The organism is Flavobacterium sp. B167r (assembly GCF_056824315.1).
On record NZ_CP124859.1, the window covers coordinates 4,620,432 to 4,637,307 of the forward strand.

Here is a 16,876-nt window from a genome sequence, read left to right on the forward strand (position 1 = left end):
TACTAAAGACGCTTTTAAATAGAAGAAACGAACTTTTATTTTCAGAATTTCAAGATGAAAAATTTCAGGATAATGTTTTAAAAGAATGAAGATTTCTGTTCATTTATTTTTCAGTAAAGCATTTATTTTCATAGTTTTGTCAATCAAACAAGCCACTTTTTCCAAAATGATTTCCTGTACAAAAAAAAACACACTATTTTTTGTGTTAACCACCTTTGTTTTTTTTACAAAATTACACTCTCAGGAACTATATCCTCCTTCTAATGATTTGATTAAAAATATTGAATCGATAATTCTTAAAGAAAATAATACCAAAAAAGATACTATAGCACTAAAAAAACGTCTTTCTTATTTACATCAATCATCCAATAAAAAATTACATATTTTAAATCATGCACTGCTGGCAAATGGTTTTTCTGTTTTCTTTGACAGAATCAATAACAGAAGTGAACATTATTTTCTAAAATCAATAGAAGAAGCGAAAAAGCTAAATGATCCCGCACTCATCATTTGGACCCAACTAAATTATTCGCAATACTTGTATTATTATTGTCAGATTGATAAACTCATTCCAATTGTACTCAAAACAATGGAAGAAAGTAATCAGGTTAATCCCTCAGAAATGATTTTACCCGAAGAAACTTTTAAATTCTTTGGCTGGATTATGTCTACTGTAGAAGATAATTCTGCTATTAGCTTTTATAAAAAAGCAATGCATTACATGGAGAAGTCTTCTTCAGAATCTGCCGGTATTTTAAATGCCATTGGCAACTGTTATCTTAGAAATAAAGATTTGGGAAATGCAATGCGGTATTTTAATCAATCTGAAACCATCGCATTAAAAATAGGTGACAGTATCCGATATGCAAAGATCTTAGGGGATAAGGCACTCGTTTATGAAAAAAAAGGAAAACTAAAAGATGCTGTCGGTTTTTTAAAACAAGACATTTCTTATTCTCAAAAGTTTCAAATTGATAAGAATGAAATGTATGCTTCTATATTATTGGCAAGAATTCTTTTAAAACTGAATGAAACCGCTAAAGTTGAAAAAATTCTGGCAAGAGCCGGGAAAATTGCAACTTCAAAATCGTATTACAGAAGTTCATTAAAAGAAGTAATCGAATTAAAACTTCTTGTTTTAAACGGCAAAAATCCTGAAAAAGAATTGTTACTAAGACGTCAGCTGAAAGTAATTGAGGAATATTTACTGAAGACAAACGGTAATACTGTATTGCAAAGATCGTATTGGCTTATTCAGAAAAAGAAATATGAAAATGATACTAAAAACATCCGATTGCAATTACTACAAGGAGAAAGAACGAAGAATCTCTATATTATCATTTTACTCTTAACTATTGTATTAAGTTTTATCACGTACAGTTCTTTAAACAAAAAATTAAAAGCAAAAAGAATAAAACTTGAAGATGACCGACTACTTTTTGAAAAGATGCTTAAGGATGCTAATTCTGATATCCATACTTATTCAGAGTACCTTAAAAATAAAAACAAAAAGATATCCATTTTAGAAAATGAACTGGAAGAAATTAAAAACTCTAATTCGATAGATCTGGAAAATGAAAAAGACAAACTTCAGGAAATATTGAGCTCTCATCTTATGACAGATAAAAATTGGGGTGCATTTAAAAGAGAATTCATCAAACAGCATGGTGATTTTTACAACACTATAATTGATAATTTTCCGGAATTAAAAGAATCTAATCTTAAAATAATAATGCTACAGAAATTAGATTTTAATAACTACGAAATGTCAAATTTATTGGGCGTAACAATTGATGCCATCAAAAAAAGCAAACAGCGATTGAAGAAAAAACTAGGCGATAAATATGATTTATTGTTTGAAATTATAGATTTGAAGTAAGAGAAGAAGTATATCATTGTAATCTTTTGATAAACTGCATCATTTAGCCAATGGTTTGTATCTCTTCTTTTTTAATCCAGCCAAGGGGTGAAGTGGATATTTTTTTGACAAAAAGGGTTCGGCAGTCGAGCTACTTATTTTCTCAATTGTTAACATTTTTAGTTTTGTGGCAGAACCGTGGCACATTCTATTTTGAAAACAAGAAATCCAACAAAAAAAAAGGCTCTAAGAAGCTTACGTTTCAAATTGTATTACCCAACAAAATGGGTAAAAGAAGCAAAAACCAAAGTTCTTTCATTCTTTTCAAAAACCTATAAAAACGTGGTAAAGCCTGCAAATCGAAAGATTCGCAGGCTTTTTGTTTTACTGCAGTTTTCTATAATTTTAATTATGGAAATTGCAATTTGAATTTAATTTTGATCTTCTTCGTTTGCGTCGAAGTTGATTGTATTGTAGGCCGCTTCTGTGAGCGTGACATCGGCCTGTTTTTCTTCTGCCAGGGTTTTCTCCAGCAACAGCACCGCATCATCCTCTCCAAGAGTTGTTGCAAAGGCAGCCAGTGTTCCGTAAGTAGCAATTTCATAGTGCTCAATTTTTTGCGATGCTGCAATGATCCCAGCATCTCTTACTGCTCCTGCTTCGGTTTCCTCCATAATGCTTTCGCCCTCTTTTATAAGTCCTTCCATCGCGTCGCATTTTTTAGCCGCTGCTTTCTCTCCTACCGATTTGAAAACTTCTTCAAGTCTTGCAACCTGCTTTTGGGTGACTTGAAGATGGTCATTAATCGCCGTGATCAGATTCTCAGATGTTGCATTTTTGGCCATATTTGGCAGGGCTTTTACCAGCGCTTTTTCCGCCCAATAAATATCTTTAAGCGAATCTACAAACAGCTCTCTCAATCCCTCTGCAGCAGAAGGTTTTGCTTTTACTGTTCCTTTAGAAGCTGTTTTGGATGCTGTCGGCTTGGCAGCTTTAGATGTGGTTTTGCTTTTCGCGTCTTCTGTTTTTTTTATTGCAGTTTTCATATGAGTTTTTTTAAAGTTAATACGGCAAATTTACAGCCTGCTTCCCGCTGGCATCTTACAGCTTTTCAAATGATTCTTACAGTATTTAAATATTGATATACAGACAATTGACTTGTATTTACTTTTAAATAAAAAAGGAGGAAAATTATAAAAACAGCAATAAATTATGTAAGGCCGCAAACGGTTTTAATGATGAAATTTACTTTAAATCAAAAGCGTATGAAAACATTTATTGAAAGCTATGCATTGTTCGCCTATTTTCTGTTGCTCTCCCTTGGATCTGTACTCACGGGTCTTGCCATATTTTAGTACCAAGGCAGAATACCATCTGGCAGATGAGACCACTACAACAGAAGAAATTTACTCGGCAATCGTGCTGCAGGAATTGATCAGACAAGTGAGGTGAAAGCTGTCATAATGGAACTGAACGGGACACTCAGTGTTGTAAAAAAATCCTCTACTGAAAGCTCGCTCGATGATTTAGACTTATCAAAAGCAAAAATAATTTCTGATCCCAACAGTAAAATTATAGATCGAAATCACAAAATTTTGTAAGGCGTTTTTTCGTCATATGGACTACTTTTCATTAAAAATCAAGAGATGGATCAAATGAAAAAAAAGATAGCAATTTTAGGTGGCGGCCCAAGCGGACTCTTTCTCTATAAAAGGCTTGTTGAATATGGGAGTACAGAGCTTGATGTAACTATCTATGAAAAAAAGAGCATGCTTGGCGCCGGAATGCCTTACAGCGGTGAAGGCTCCAATAGTGAACATGTAACAAATGTGTCTGACAATGAAATACCCGACATCGTCAGTTCTGTAGAAGAGTGGATAAAAACTGCTCCAGCCGAATTATTGGAAAGATTTGATATCAATTCAGGCAATTTTAATGAATACAAAGTACTGCCGAGAATTTTATTTGGCCACTACCTTTCCTCACAATTCGATCTTCTGCAGCAGATTGCAGCCATAAAAGGAATTACTACGACAATTCTTTATGAGACAAATGTTACCGACATTATTTACAAAAAAGAGAACCGAAAAGTTTGTGTTGCAACAGAGAATGATCAAACAGAATTTGATTATGCCGTGATCTGTACAGGACACAGCTGGCCTAAAAAATATGAAGGAAAGGTAAAGGGATATTTTGATGCTCCCTATCCGCCTTCGAAACTGGAATTGAAATTAAATCATGCAGTGGCTATACGAGGATCTTCGCTTACGGCAATTGATGCTATACGAACTTTAGCCCGATATAACGGTAAATTCATTAAAGAAGATGACGGAACACTATGCTTTGAAAAAGCAAAAGACTGCCCCGATTTTAAAATGGTAATACATTCCAGAAGTGGTATGCTTCCTGCTGTTCGATTCCATTTAGAGGATTCTCATTTATCGCACGATTCTCTGCTGACTAGAGATGAGATAGACGAGCACCGCAAAGGAAACAATGGATTCCTTTCACTTGATTTTGTTTTTAAAAGAAATTTCACAGAAATTTTCCGCACCAAGGATCCTGATTTTTACAACCGCATCAAAGACCTTTCTATTGAGGAATTTGTGGAGGAAATGATGGAACTTAGAGAACGTTTGGATCCTTTCCAGCTTTTAAAGGCAGAATATATTCAGGCAGAAAAATCTATAAAAAGACAGGAATCTATTTACTGGAAAGAAATGCTGGCAGTTTTAAGTTTTGCTATGAATCATCCGGCGAAATACCTTTCGGCCGAAGATATGCAGCGTCTGCAAAAAGTATTGATGCCTCTTATATCTATTGTGATTGCTTTTGTCCCGCAAAAATCCTGCAGCGAGCTTCTTGCTCTTCATCATGCCGGTGTTTTGGATATCACAGCGGTAAATCAGGATAGTTCTGTTGAACCTCAGCATGGCGGCGGTATTATTTATAAGTATATCGATGAAAATCAAAATCAGAAAGCCGAATATTATAACACTTTCGTAGATTGTGTGGGACAGCCGCATTTATCCTATGAAGATTTCCCTTTTAAAACATTACTTTCTCAAAAAGCTGTAAGTCCCGCCACTTTAAAATTTAAATCAAATGAGGCGGCAGAAACAATTATAGAAAACGGAAGTACGCGAGTGGAAAAAAATGCAGACGGAAGTTATTCTCTCCAAGTTTCTGGAATTGCGATTAATGACAACTTTCAGATCATTGACCAGTACGGATCTTATAATGAAAACATCTATATTATGGCTGTGCCTTACATTGGCGGATTTAACCCTGATTATTCCGGCCTAGATTTCTGCGAAGCTGCTTCTCTGAGAATTGTTGAAGATATTTTTAAGGAAGAGGTTTTTGACATGTAAAGCAAATGCTCCTGTTATTGCTTAGCAGGGTTCTGTCGCATCTGTCAGAATCAAATATAAGAATTTAAGTAATTAAAATTTAGGCAGCCAATTTGCAGAATGATTTAAACATAGTTATCCTTGGTCTAACCATCTGATTCTTGCTCAGCATATGCACAACTTCAATTCCACTCAAGGTTGGTCTGGCCGATTCAAAACTTTTAAAACCTAATCCGTTTTTGTATCCTCCATTTTATAAATAGATGGTCCTGTTTTACAATACTGTTGAGATATTTGCACTGCCGGATTTTAATCTTTGAGAACGAACGCTTGTTATAGACTTTGATAGCAACAGTATTTGAACCGCTTTTATCAATATTTACTACTCTTGGCCTGTAGTTACTGCTAATTGCTTTAATTAGAAATGACTGAGCGCTCGTTCTCTTCCTTTTTCTGGTCAAAAGAAAGTCTACTGTATTGCCTAATTTATCTACTGCTCGATATAAATAACACCAAATACCTTTTACTTTTATATAGGTCTCATCCATCTCCAACTTGACCCCACTCATCCTTTTCTCTTCTTCATCCCTGACTCAATCAAAGGTATAAACTTACAAACCCAACGCTGAATCGTGGCATGATCCGTAATCGCCCTCTAATTTTCATTATTTCTTCAACATCGCTATAACTAAGTGTGAATCTTAATTTGAAATTACCGCCTGAAGAATAATGCATTTTGTACAACAATGATCTTTAGTGATCATCGCTTGATCGGTTTAAAATTTTAAAGATAAAAGTTATTCCCAGATGCAACAGAACCACTATATGCTGCTTTGCTTATTTCTCTTGTCTTCCATTTTTTTATCATGCTTAATCTCCAAAAATCATGAACGCTTCCAGTTTTGATCTTCCAGATCATAATAACGAACGTAATCCAAATTGTAACAATCAAGTATAATCGTTATTTCATTCTCATAAATAGTATGCAAAATTCTTATAATTTTCAAATTCTCAATAAATTCATATTCCAGCTCAGAACTGATTGCTTCAAGATCTTCTCTGAGCCAGAACTCATCATATCTGTCTTTAAATTTTACTTTGAAAAAATAGGTATATGCACTCCTTTTCATGATACTATCGAGCGGTAACCTGTAAATATTTTGCCACTGCAGTTTTGTACTGACTTTTTGCTTCGATAAGCTTATCTTGTGTTTCTGTTTTTAAAACCTGCGCTTCGAGCAGATCAGACAATTGAATCATGCCATTGTTATAGCTTTTCTGGCTTACCGCTAAATTTTCCTCTGTCTGCAAAAGCGTTGCCTGAATCAAACGTATTTTTTCATTTAATTCCACTACATCTGTCCATGCCTTTTCCATTTGCAGCAGCAATAATCCTCTGCTGTCTTCCAGTGAGTTTTTAGCTATGGATTCCCTTAATTTGAGTTCGTTTAATTTGTGCTTTGCGCCCCACCAGTCAGAAATAGGAACATTTAGGGAAGCATAAGCCATCCCATTACTAGCACCGCTCTGGTTTCCTTCAAACTGATCCATGTAATAAGCCGTAACCCCGACTCCAAGACTAGGCATATAATCCGCTCTTTTAAGTTTTGTTTCCAACTTTGAAGCCTGGGTCGCTTTTTCAAAAAGCTGGTATTCTGCGCGACTGGCAAGCACCGTGTTATGCTCAACATAATAATTGGCAGGCTGCGAAAGATCGGTCAGGCTACTGCTTAAGATAATTTCAGGGTTATAATCGGCTCCGATTGTCTGGCAAAGCTGCATTAAGGCCAGTTTTCTTGCGTTTGCAAGCTGTATTTTACTTACTTGAAGCTCATGCTGTTTGATCGTTACTTTGAGAAGATCATTCTTAATGATCATGCCACTTTTAAAAGCGACATTGACCTGTCTATAAAGCGTATCTAAAAACTGAATATACCCTTCTAGGGTTTTTTGTTTTTCCTGCACAATTATAACCTGCCAATACTGCTGCTCCGCTGCAAGAATGATTTCATCAGCTGTTAAATGCTTCTGTCTCTCCTTTACCTCTACGTTCAAACTTGTAAGTTTGTTTGCTGTTTTAATCTTCCCGCCGGCATAAACAGGCTGCAGGACATTTACATAACCTAATCCAACCTGATTGAAGAGCCCCATATTGACATCGGGCATATAGGCAAATTGGGATGCGGTGGCTAAGTTGACCGCATTGCCATCATATACCGGCAGGTTGCCCCCCTTCATTTTTATTTCCAAAAGAGGATCCAAAGCCTGCATCCCGATAGCGGATGCAGTAACTTTTGGAAAATAATTGGTAAACATCTCCTGCTTAGATTCCTTTGCTGCCTCAAGCTCAAGGGTACTGTTTTTTACTTTACTATTATTTTTTACAGCCATGCTTTTAATCTGCTCTACTGTAAGCTGTGTCTGACCATATCCTGAATGCATCATTACAAGGATTAGTACTAGTATCTGTACGTTTTTCATTTTTCTTCTCTTTTTTTTAAGCTTTTACGCTTAAATTTTCATTTTTATAAGCCATCCAATACAGCAGTGGTAGCATGGTAAGGATAAATACCATGGATATTAAAGTCCCGAAAAATATTACAGTCCCCATAGGTCCCCAGAGCGGGCTTTTGCTGATAATCATGGGTATTACCCCCATTGAGGCGGCAAGTGACGTAAGCAATATAGGCCTCATCCTTCTTTTTCCAGCTTCCATGCAGGCCTCAAGCACCCCCATATCGGCATGATGGCGAAGTTCTTCAATGTAATCATACATAATAATACCGTTTCTGACAATAATCCCTATCAGACTCACAAGTCCCAGAACTGCTGTCATGCTGAATTCCATATCCATTAGCCAAAGTCCGAATGCCGCTCCGAAGAAACTAAATGATGTCGAGGCGAATACCAGCGAAGCAAGGCTTACCTTCCTGAAATGAAAAACCAGTATAAAGAAAATAATAGTTATAGAGATCAGAAGTCCTGCCGCTATTTTTGGAAGCTGGTCACTGGTATCTTCTTTAATCCCGCCATAAGAAACCGAAATATTTCTGCTGTCAATTTCTTTGGACATATTATTCACAATATCTTCAACTTCAGATTGCGTTATGTTGGCTTTATTTCCCCTCTTTAGATCTATATAGACCGACAGGGTACGCACTCCGTTTCTGCGCACGATCTGTCCTTCATTCCAGCCGTTTGTCACCTTGGCTACCTGTCTAAGGGGCACGGCAGGCGTAAAAAGACCAGAAACATATTCATTTTCAACATCCGAGCCCTCAGGATCTTTGCCCTTCCATTTTGATTTAAGAATTACAGGAACTTTATAATCCCCTTCCCAGACCGTTGTGATCGGAAGACCTCCAAATCTTGAAGTAAGACCGATTCCCAGCAACCCTTCATTGATCCCTAATCGATTGGATTCGACAGGATCTACACTTATGGAAATATCAGGAAGTATCTCCTCATAATTGGTATATATCCTTTGTGGCGCATCCAGTTTTTTGATTTCACCCTGCAGTCTTGCTGCCACTGCTTTTAAATCCGAAATGCTATCACCGCTCAAACGCACCTCTATATCGGCATCTACACCAGCCTGATAATCCAGCTGTTTAAATTTAATGTAGGCATTTGGATAACGTCTGGCATATTTTTCAGCGTATTCGTCCAAGAGCTCGATTGTCGCTTTACTCGATACTGTATTTACAATGAACTGGGCGAAATTAGGTCCTCCAATTTTTGGCGCATAAGTAGTATGAAACCTTGGAGAACCTGTCCCCATAAAAGTGGTTATAGACACAATGCGCTTATCTTTTGAGAGTACTTGGGCCATGTCTTTGGCAACCTTTTCGGTCTGGGCAAGCGCACTTGCCTGAGGCAGGAATATTTCTACCGCAAATTGATTCCTCTCTGCTGTCGGAAGTATTTTTAAAGGAAGATTAACAAACATTATAACCCCCGTTGCAACGAAAATAAGACCAATACCAAAAGTGATTTTCGGAAACAGGAAAACTTTTTTAAGCACCGCATCATAAAAAGACTGCACATAATCCATAAAGGATTTATGGCGCTTTTTACCTGTCGGCGCAGAATGTATTCCTTTTTTGATAAAAAAGTATTGCAAAAAGGGAACAAATAAAACCGCAATACCAAGAGAAATGGATAAGGTGATTAATATAGTGCATGGAAAGGCGCTTAGGAAATCATACATCATTCCTGTAAATGTGATCAAAAAAGGAAAAAACGTTATTCCGATGGCAAGCGTGGCAGAAAATATTGCCTTAAAATATTCACGGGCGCTGTCAATGGCCGCTTTTTTCCTTTCAATCCCTTCGTCGAGCTTCTCCAGATAGCTGTCAACGATAACTATGGAATTATCCACAATCATTCCCAGCACGACAATAAGCGCCGCAAGGGTTACGGTATTGAGTTCAATTCCTACGGCAAACATGATTCCCAAGGAAATAAATATGGTAATTGGAATGGTTGAAGCCGCTACACCTGCAACACGAATGGGAAGAAAAACAACTGTCACCAGTATCACCGCTATAATTGCAATTGCCAATTCCTCTAAAAATGAATGGATAGAAGCATCTACAACCTGCGGCTGGTCTGCTATTCGGTAAATTTTCACATCAGAGGGAAGTGTTTTCTCAAACCCCTTCAACACCTTATCTACATCTTTTCCGTATTGCACAATGTTATAGCCAGGGCGCATTTCAGTTGAAAGAACAAGGCACTTTTTGCCATTGCTTACTGTATAGCTAGATGCTTTAGGATATTCGCGCACTACTTCAGCCACATCTTTCAGACGTATATGATTTCCCTGAGGGTCAGAATAAATAATCTGTTCTTCCAAATCACGTTCTGAGGAAAATGGTCTTGTGATATGAATGGGCACCACCATTTCGTCATTATCAATCACGCCAGAAGGACCAATCATTCCCTTGGTTAAAAGAGTCTGGTAAAGGCTGTAGAGATTGATGCTGTAGCTGGCCACTTTTTCCTTGTCCACATAGATGCTCAACTGCTCGTTCTGAACCCCATAACGCCTTAGATTCGATACAGATTCCACAGATCTTAATTTATTTTCCAAAGCTTCAAGATATTCTTTAAGCTGTCGGTAGGTTTTGGTATCAGATTCCAACGCAATTAAAAGTGCAGATGTATCACCAAAATCATCATTAGCAATGACGGCAAGAACACCTGAGGGCAACTGCATTTTGAAAGTGGAAAGACCATGTTTTATTTTGGACCATACTTCATCCTTATTGGCTACTTCGTCGTTCAGTTCCACAAAAATGTACACCATTCCATCTCTTGACTGGGAGTAGGTTTTTGACTTTTTTACTTCTTTATAGGTAAAAAGAAAATTCTCTAAGGGTTTGGCAAGCTGCTCTTCAACCTCAGCAGACGTTGCGCCGGGATAGACCCCTACTACAACACCTTGGCGTATGGTAAAGACAGGAAACTCCTGTTTTGGCATCCTATATAAGGCAAACATCCCAAATAAGACCAGCGTTAAGATAAGCAGCAATACAATCTTATTGTACTTAATTGCCGAGGCTATAATTCCATTATTTTTATCCATTGAACTTTTAATTAATTATTAGCCTTTACGATGGTTCCCTCACTGATATTTTGATATCCTGCGGTAATTAAATGATCTCCCTGCTGAAGGCCATCGGTTATTTTGACCCCGTTTTGGGAAAGACCGCCCAGCTTTACTTCCTTATAAACCGCCTTATTATCTTTAGCCATAAGCCAAACAAATCTTTTCCCTGAATAATCTACCTGCACCGCAGTGACAGGAACAACAATGCTGCTCTTTGAAGCAGTGCCCCACAGATAGGTACGGCACACCATTCCTGGAACAATTCTCCCTGAAGGATTTTCTACAAGCAGTTTTATATCATAAGTATGGGAAACTGGATTAGCAGTAAAGCCTTTCTCAATCAATTTTCCCTCAAAAACTGCATCTCCGAGAGCAGAAATGATGACCTTTGCTTTACTTCCTTCATGCATATCTGAAATTTCACCCTCAGGTATTGCTGCCTTTATTTTGACATTCTCAATATTGATAATGGTAAAAACTGGACTGCCAGGCATCACATTGGCACCCGTCTCTAAAAATTTTTTCCCCACTATACCTTCATGAGGAGCATAAATAGTGCACTGCTGCAGATTTTTCCTTGCAATTTCCTCACCTGCCCTTGCCTGTTCTAATTTGGTTTTAACATCTACAAATTGAACTTCCGGCAGGCTTTTATCCTCATACATAGAGGAAAGCCGTCTGTAGGCATCCTGAGCCTGTTTTAATGCAGCTACAGATAAGTCATGAGCATTTTTTTGAGTTGTCGTATTAAGTCTGGCAAGAAGCTGTCCCTTTGCAACTTTCTGTCCCTCGGAAACATACAGCTGTTCAATGGTTCCGGGAAGGATAAAACTGATATCTACCGTCTTACCACTTTCAACAGTTCCAATATATTCCTGCGCATAAGAGTCATTATCTGAACTAATGGTCTGAATCCTTACAGGGATTGCTGTTTCAGGTTTCTGGCTGTCTTTTGAAGTACAGGAAAATATCGAGAGGATTGATAATATCCCTAAAAACTTGAACGGAATAAATTTTAACTTGTTCATTTTCTCTTTAATTAGGTTTTAGTATACCGCAAAGATCCTCCATTAGTATAAGTCCGAAGAAATCAAATTATCGTCAATGATGTTCAAAATGTCGCTTTTTTATATCTTTATCCTGTAAAAGCTTAAGAACTCATGAAAAGAGACCTGTACAGTAAAATTTCAATTGACCATTTTGCAAAGCAGCTGCATGTTGATGTACTGACCGATATTGAGGGTTTCATCATTTCAAGAAATTCAACCAAGGTGGAAGAACATGCAATTGATTTCAATCATCCTAATATAGTAGAGGGTATAGCCTTGGTATTTTGTAAAAAAGGGAATGGTAAAATCCGTATAAATCTGATTGAATATGATGTGGCTGAAAATACACTGCTGCTGATCCTGCCCCAGAGTATTGTTCAGATAAACGAACAGAGTAAAAATCTAAGGATAGAGTTCCTCCTATTTACATTCGACTTCATTTCAAACATCAAGCTTCCAATGCCGGTAGGAAATATTGTTAAAATAGTAGAGGATAAAGCATGCTGGCAATTAGATCCCCAGCAGTTTAAAGAATTACTATTAGTTCATGAGCTGATAGTGAATCAGTATCAAAAAAAGGTTTTGTACAGGGAGCACATCATTAAAAGCTTTTTATCGGCGCTTCTCTATCAAATTTTACAGCTGTATTCAACCAAAGATGACAGTTCTGCACTACAATATAAAAACCGCAAAGAAGAAATTCAAATGAAGTTTGCCGCCCTTCTTTATGAACATTACAAAACAGAAAGAAGTGTTCAATTCTATGCTGAAAAACTGCACTTGACACCAAAATATTTTTCAAAAATAATAATGGAAGTAAATGGAAAATCAGTTCTGGAATTGATCGACGAAATGGTGATTATGGCCGCAAAAGCGCTGTTGAAAAGTTCAACTCTTACTGTGTCGCAGATTGCTGATGAGCTAAATTTTGCCAATCCTTCTTTTTTTGGAACTTACTTTAAAAAAAGAGCCGGCCAAACTCCCATCCAATACAGGGGCCTGCCGTAGCAATATATCAAATAGCCATTGCAAAACCATCGATTATGGTTATTAAACAAAAAAAAAGAGCTGTTTGCCAACAGCTCTTTCAAGGTTTTTCAAGTAGTGACAAGCTTACTAATTCAAATATACTTTTAAATAAAAAACGAATAAAAATCCAATTAAATTTTAAAATTCCTGCGTCTTGGATTTGCTGCAGTTTTTCATGATTATAAAGATTAAAAATTTAATTATTAAATAGCAAAACTGGTCATTTAGAAAATATTTCAAATGTATTTTCTAAAAATTAATAACTCGACGAATTAATCTTTTCTAACGACTTGAGGTCGTTTTGGGTCGTTGGCTAAATACCAGCCGGTTCTGTAAATCCACTCCGTCATTTTATGCAGTTTTGCAAAATCAATGTTATCCGACTCATCCATCGGAGTATGATATTGACTGTGTAATACACTAGTAAAAAATACGGCTGGAATATTTTTTCTGGCATAAGGCAAATGATCTGATCTAAAATAGAAAAACTCAGGATGTTCCGGTCTATCCCAAAGTTTATCGAGTTCAAATTTAGGTCCTTCCTCATTGGCTTTTTTGGCAACATTTACAAGATCAGGAGAATTTTGATGCGGATCGCTTGAACCTAAAAGTGCTGCCTGATTGATATCATTTCTTCCGATCATATCACCATTCAAAACGGCAATAATATCATTTTCAGGTACTGTCGGATTTGACGCATACCAGCTTGATCCTAATAATCCACGTTCTTCTGAGCCATGAAATACAAATAAAGCCGATCTTTTTCCTGGTTGTTTTTTAAAAGCCCTTGCAATAGCAAGCATGGCTACGCAAGTGCTCGCATTATCATCTGCCCCATTGTAAATCGAATCTTGCCCGTATTTTTGTCTCACACCGTCATGATCCTGATGTCCGCTAAAAAGAACATATTCATTCTTTAATTTCGCATCCGTACCTTCAACTTTTCCGACAACATTCACTGAAGGATATTTATACGTTTCAGAAACTACTTCCGCCACTAAATGTTCTTTACTGTTTTTTAGAAATTCTAACTGATCATTATGAACCCAAAAAGCAGGCATTCTAGGCGGAGCAGGCATTTTATCGCGATAGCCTTCAATTCCGTAAACTCCACGCGTCATTTGTGGCTCAACCTCAGACCAGCTTTTTTCTCCCAATGCATCAGCGACAATAATAAGTGCGGCTGCACCGCGATAAGCTAAATCTTCGTAATATTTTTGTTTAACAAAGCCAGGATAACGTCTCTCAAAAAGCGAAATATTATCAGCTATTCCATCTATAGAAGCAGTTATGACCACAGCCTTTCCTTTTACATCAATCTTTTTGAGATCTTCTGGAGATATATTTCCCAAAAAAAGCAAAGGCGCATCAACTTTATTTGTTGTGGTTTCTGCAATTAGAACCTCGCTCCATAATTTGAACGCTTTTTGTCCTATTTTGAATTTAGAATAATTGGTAACCTGGTGTCGGTAAAGGTCAAAAAACTGAAAAAAAGTACCATCATCACCCGCAGGCAACATTCCTGCTTCTTTTGCTTTTTCTGCCAACCATACAGATACTTTTAATTCATCTAAAGTTCCAGCTTCACGACCGTTAAAATGGTCACCTGCCATTTGATACATATCCGTTTTAAGCCCCTTTAAAGTAAGGGCGCTGACCAACGGTTTTTTTATATGCTGCGAAAAAACAATATTACAGCCTAAGCTGAAAAATAAAAATAACTTCTTTTTCATAATTTAAAATATTGAATAATAGATTGAATATTTTCTACAAAAAGAAGAGCTTAAAAAAAAAGACAAAGCTATACTTTTTATAAATATAGTTTAAAAAAGAATAAAATTTTAATTTACATTCTGCTTAATTTTTAATTAAAACAAGACTTAACTTACAATGTATCAATTACCAAGATTACATGATTTTGAATCTTATTCAAAAGAGCAGCATTTATTTTTACAATAATTTATTATTTTAATCATATACTGTTAAAACAACATTTTACAGGAATGGTTTGCAATAAATAATAATCAATTAAAAAAAAATAAATAATATTGTGAATTGATTGTTTACCAAAATAGCATGTCTCAAAATTCTAATCTAGCGGAACAAAAACTTCTTCTTGAGTTATCTCAAGGAAGTGAGCTTGCATTTACAGTTATGTACAACAAGTACAAAAACATCGTTTATTCTACAGCTTTAAAAATTACTAAATCAAAAATTTTAGCTGAAGAAGCCGTTCAAGATATATTTCTAAAGATCTGGCAGAATAGAGAAAATCTAACCGAAATCACTAATTTTGAAAATTACATCTTCATTATTTCTCGAAATCATTTATTCAACTCAATCAAGAAAATTGCTCGAGAATCTTCTATTATATCTGAAATTAATATAAAAGATGCTGGCTTAATCGACACAGACAACACGATTAGAGATGAACAATACAATACTATTTTAAATCAAATCGTAGAACAACTGCCGCCACAGCAGAAGAAAGTTTATCAAATGGCAAAAAGAGATGGTTTGAGCCATCAGAAAATTGGTGAAGATTTAGGAATTTCTACAGAGACAGTAAAAAAGCACATGGCGCAGGCTTTAAAATTTATACGCCTAAAAATTTCACCCTACATGAATATCTTCATGTCTCTTCTTCTATTGATCAAATCATAGCAGGCTAAGGATTTTTCTTTCAAAAAAGCCTGATTACACTTTTTTTTACATTTTTTTTACTTTCGACTACTCCCTCCCCTTTTTTAAATGGTCTTTATATAAAAAGGCCATTACAAACATGGCTTTACCCTAAAAATTAGAAGGGCTGAAAAAAAAAAAATCCAAAATCTATCATTAACCAAAAAGTATTAATCTAATCTACGAAAAAATGTCGCAAAAAAAGTTCGAAGAATTATTTGAAAGCTATCTCCAGAATAAATTATCTGAAGCAGAACATCAGCAAATGATGAAAATAATTCAGCAGGGTGCTTATGATGATTTTCTAAAAGAAAAAATTCAGAATCTGTTAGAAAAAGATGATGCAGCTGAAGTAATGGATCAAAAACAAGGAGATGATATTCTTCAATACATTTTATCTAAACCTCAAACTGCAATAAAAGTGCTATCTCTTGATCCAATGAGAAGAAACAGAAAAAAAATACTGCAGTCTATTTTAGTTGCTGCCAGTATTATTGTTCTTATCGCAATTGGCAATTCTTTTTTCTTTCAACAAAAATCATCTTTGACGGCTCCTGCAGTTAAACAAGATGTTGTTGTGGCAGACAATTTAGTAGATTTTAGCGGTAAACAATTAGTACGTCTTCCCGACGGAAGTACCGTTTTGTTAAATGATCGCAGCAGCTTAAAATACCATCAAGATTCGTTTGGCAAAAAAACGCGTGAAGTAACCTTAATCGGTGAAGCTTATTTTGATATTAAGCACAATGAAGAAAAACCCTTTATTGTACATACTGGGAAAGTTCAAACTAAAGTTTTAGGTACGGCTTTTAATATTAATGCTCAAAATTCTTCCGATAATATCGAAGTTACCGTTACACGTGGTAAAGTTCAAGTTGGAGATGCCGAAAAAATCTACGGCGTCATTACTCCCAATCAACAGATTAAAGTGGATAAAACTACTTTAAACTATGAACAAAACAACATCAGCGCCGCTGTAGTGACAGAATGGAAAAGCAATTACTTGATTTTGGATGATGTAAACATGGCTGAAGCAGTTTCTTTGATTTCTCAGAAATACAAAGTTTCGATTTTAGTTGCTAATGACAAGATTAAAAACTGCCGCATCACAGCTAGTTTCTTAAATGAAGAAGATTTAGATCATGTACTAAAAGTAATCTGCAGTGTTATTGAAACAGAATACCGATACAATAAAGGCGGTTCTATCGTAATTGATGGAAAAGGCTGTGAGTAAAAATGAAATACAAGAGCGGACTAATCTCCTACTTAGAATGCTTTTTAAAATGAAATA

At 36.1% G+C, this 16,876-nt stretch carries 13 protein-coding genes; 6 read left to right on the forward strand and 7 right to left on the reverse strand.

Features of this window, described 5'->3' with window-relative positions:
* The first annotated feature begins 202 nt into the window (after nucleotides 1-202).
* Nucleotides 203-1,879: a tetratricopeptide repeat protein gene (locus QLQ96_RS20210; RefSeq protein WP_482492873.1), complete on the forward strand. Its 1,677-nt coding sequence runs from the start codon at nucleotides 203-205 to the stop codon at nucleotides 1,877-1,879.
* A gap of 410 nt (nucleotides 1,880-2,289) precedes the next feature.
* On the opposite strand, the gene QLQ96_RS20215 is transcribed toward QLQ96_RS20210, so the two are convergent.
* On the reverse strand, nucleotides 2,290-2,904 hold the full coding sequence (locus tag QLQ96_RS20215) for a YciE/YciF ferroxidase family protein (RefSeq protein ID WP_482492874.1): 615 nt from the start codon (nucleotides 2,902-2,904) through the stop codon (nucleotides 2,290-2,292).
* 384 nt (nucleotides 2,905-3,288) lie between these two features.
* Here QLQ96_RS20215 and QLQ96_RS20220 point away from each other — a divergent pair, with 384 nt between their 5' ends.
* Nucleotides 3,289-3,459: a hypothetical protein gene (locus tag QLQ96_RS20220; protein WP_482496989.1), complete on the forward strand. Its 171-nt coding sequence runs from the start codon at nucleotides 3,289-3,291 to the stop codon at nucleotides 3,457-3,459.
* A gap of 54 nt (nucleotides 3,460-3,513) precedes the next feature.
* Nucleotides 3,514-5,232, forward strand: a complete 1,719-nt coding sequence (locus QLQ96_RS20225; protein ID WP_482492875.1) for an FAD/NAD(P)-binding protein — start codon at nucleotides 3,514-3,516, stop codon at nucleotides 5,230-5,232.
* A 200-nt stretch (nucleotides 5,233-5,432) separates the two neighbouring features.
* Here the strand turns inward: QLQ96_RS20225 and QLQ96_RS20230 are convergent, their stop codons facing one another.
* From QLQ96_RS20230 to QLQ96_RS20250, 5 genes are all read right to left on the reverse strand, one after another.
* The gene (locus tag QLQ96_RS20230) at nucleotides 5,433-5,780 is read right to left on the reverse strand and encodes a DDE-type integrase/transposase/recombinase (RefSeq protein WP_482492876.1); all 348 of its coding nucleotides are present in this window, start codon (nucleotides 5,778-5,780) and stop codon (nucleotides 5,433-5,435) included.
* A 315-nt stretch (nucleotides 5,781-6,095) separates the two neighbouring features.
* On the reverse strand, nucleotides 6,096-6,341 hold the full coding sequence (locus tag QLQ96_RS20235; protein ID WP_482492878.1) for a hypothetical protein: 246 nt from the start codon (nucleotides 6,339-6,341) through the stop codon (nucleotides 6,096-6,098).
* A gap of 4 nt (nucleotides 6,342-6,345) precedes the next feature.
* Nucleotides 6,346-7,692 carry a TolC family protein gene (locus QLQ96_RS20240; protein ID WP_482492879.1) on the reverse strand — a complete coding sequence of 449 codons (1,347 nt, stop codon included), beginning with the start codon at nucleotides 7,690-7,692 and terminating at the stop codon, nucleotides 6,346-6,348.
* A gap of 16 nt (nucleotides 7,693-7,708) precedes the next feature.
* On the reverse strand, nucleotides 7,709-10,801 hold the full coding sequence (locus tag QLQ96_RS20245) for an efflux RND transporter permease subunit (RefSeq protein WP_482492881.1): 3,093 nt from the start codon (nucleotides 10,799-10,801) through the stop codon (nucleotides 7,709-7,711).
* Between the two features lie 11 nt (nucleotides 10,802-10,812).
* Complete coding sequence (locus QLQ96_RS20250) at nucleotides 10,813-11,853, reverse strand: efflux RND transporter periplasmic adaptor subunit (protein ID WP_482492883.1); 1,041 nt, start codon at nucleotides 11,851-11,853, stop codon at nucleotides 10,813-10,815.
* Between the two features lie 132 nt (nucleotides 11,854-11,985).
* Between QLQ96_RS20250 and QLQ96_RS20255 the strand changes: the two genes are divergently transcribed.
* Complete coding sequence (locus QLQ96_RS20255; RefSeq protein WP_482492884.1) at nucleotides 11,986-12,882, forward strand: helix-turn-helix domain-containing protein; 897 nt, start codon at nucleotides 11,986-11,988, stop codon at nucleotides 12,880-12,882.
* 293 nt (nucleotides 12,883-13,175) lie between these two features.
* Here QLQ96_RS20255 and QLQ96_RS20260 read toward each other — a convergent pair whose 3' ends face one another.
* Nucleotides 13,176-14,636, reverse strand: a complete 1,461-nt coding sequence (locus QLQ96_RS20260; RefSeq protein WP_482492886.1) for a M28 family peptidase — start codon at nucleotides 14,634-14,636, stop codon at nucleotides 13,176-13,178.
* Nucleotides 14,637-14,979: 343 nt separating this feature from the next.
* On the opposite strand from QLQ96_RS20260, the gene QLQ96_RS20265 reads away from it, so the two are divergent.
* Together QLQ96_RS20265 and QLQ96_RS20270 are read left to right on the forward strand one after the other, a co-directional pair.
* Nucleotides 14,980-15,567, forward strand: coding sequence for an RNA polymerase sigma factor (locus tag QLQ96_RS20265; protein ID WP_482492888.1), 588 nt, complete (start codon nucleotides 14,980-14,982; stop codon nucleotides 15,565-15,567).
* A 208-nt stretch (nucleotides 15,568-15,775) separates the two neighbouring features.
* The gene (locus QLQ96_RS20270) at nucleotides 15,776-16,819 is read left to right on the forward strand and encodes a FecR family protein (RefSeq protein WP_482492889.1); all 1,044 of its coding nucleotides are present in this window, start codon (nucleotides 15,776-15,778) and stop codon (nucleotides 16,817-16,819) included.
* Nucleotides 16,820-16,876: the final 57 nt, after the last annotated feature.

What these genes read in the sequence shown, in the direction of transcription:
- QLQ96_RS20260 (WP_482492886.1), bottom strand. Translation starts at nt 14,636, where the DNA reads ATGAAAAAGAAGTTATTTTTATTTTTCAGCTTAGGCTGTAATATTGTT.
- QLQ96_RS20270 (WP_482492889.1), top strand. Translation starts at nt 15,776, where the DNA reads ATGTCGCAAAAAAAGTTCGAAGAATTATTTGAAAGCTATCTCCAGAAT.
- QLQ96_RS20235 (WP_482492878.1), bottom strand. Translation starts at nt 6,341, where the DNA reads ATGAAAAGGAGTGCATATACCTATTTTTTCAAAGTAAAATTTAAAGAC.
- QLQ96_RS20250 (WP_482492883.1), bottom strand. Translation starts at nt 11,853, where the DNA reads ATGAACAAGTTAAAATTTATTCCGTTCAAGTTTTTAGGGATATTATCA.
- QLQ96_RS20225 (WP_482492875.1), top strand. Translation starts at nt 3,514, where the DNA reads ATGAAAAAAAAGATAGCAATTTTAGGTGGCGGCCCAAGCGGACTCTTT.
- QLQ96_RS20265 (WP_482492888.1), top strand. Translation starts at nt 14,980, where the DNA reads ATGTCTCAAAATTCTAATCTAGCGGAACAAAAACTTCTTCTTGAGTTA.
- QLQ96_RS20245 (WP_482492881.1), bottom strand. Translation starts at nt 10,801, where the DNA reads ATGGATAAAAATAATGGAATTATAGCCTCGGCAATTAAGTACAATAAG.
- QLQ96_RS20215 (WP_482492874.1), bottom strand. Translation starts at nt 2,904, where the DNA reads ATGAAAACTGCAATAAAAAAAACAGAAGACGCGAAAAGCAAAACCACA.
- QLQ96_RS20230 (WP_482492876.1), bottom strand. Translation starts at nt 5,780, where the DNA reads ATGAGTGGGGTCAAGTTGGAGATGGATGAGACCTATATAAAAGTAAAA.
- QLQ96_RS20255 (WP_482492884.1), top strand. Translation starts at nt 11,986, where the DNA reads ATGAAAAGAGACCTGTACAGTAAAATTTCAATTGACCATTTTGCAAAG.
- QLQ96_RS20240 (WP_482492879.1), bottom strand. Translation starts at nt 7,692, where the DNA reads ATGAAAAACGTACAGATACTAGTACTAATCCTTGTAATGATGCATTCA.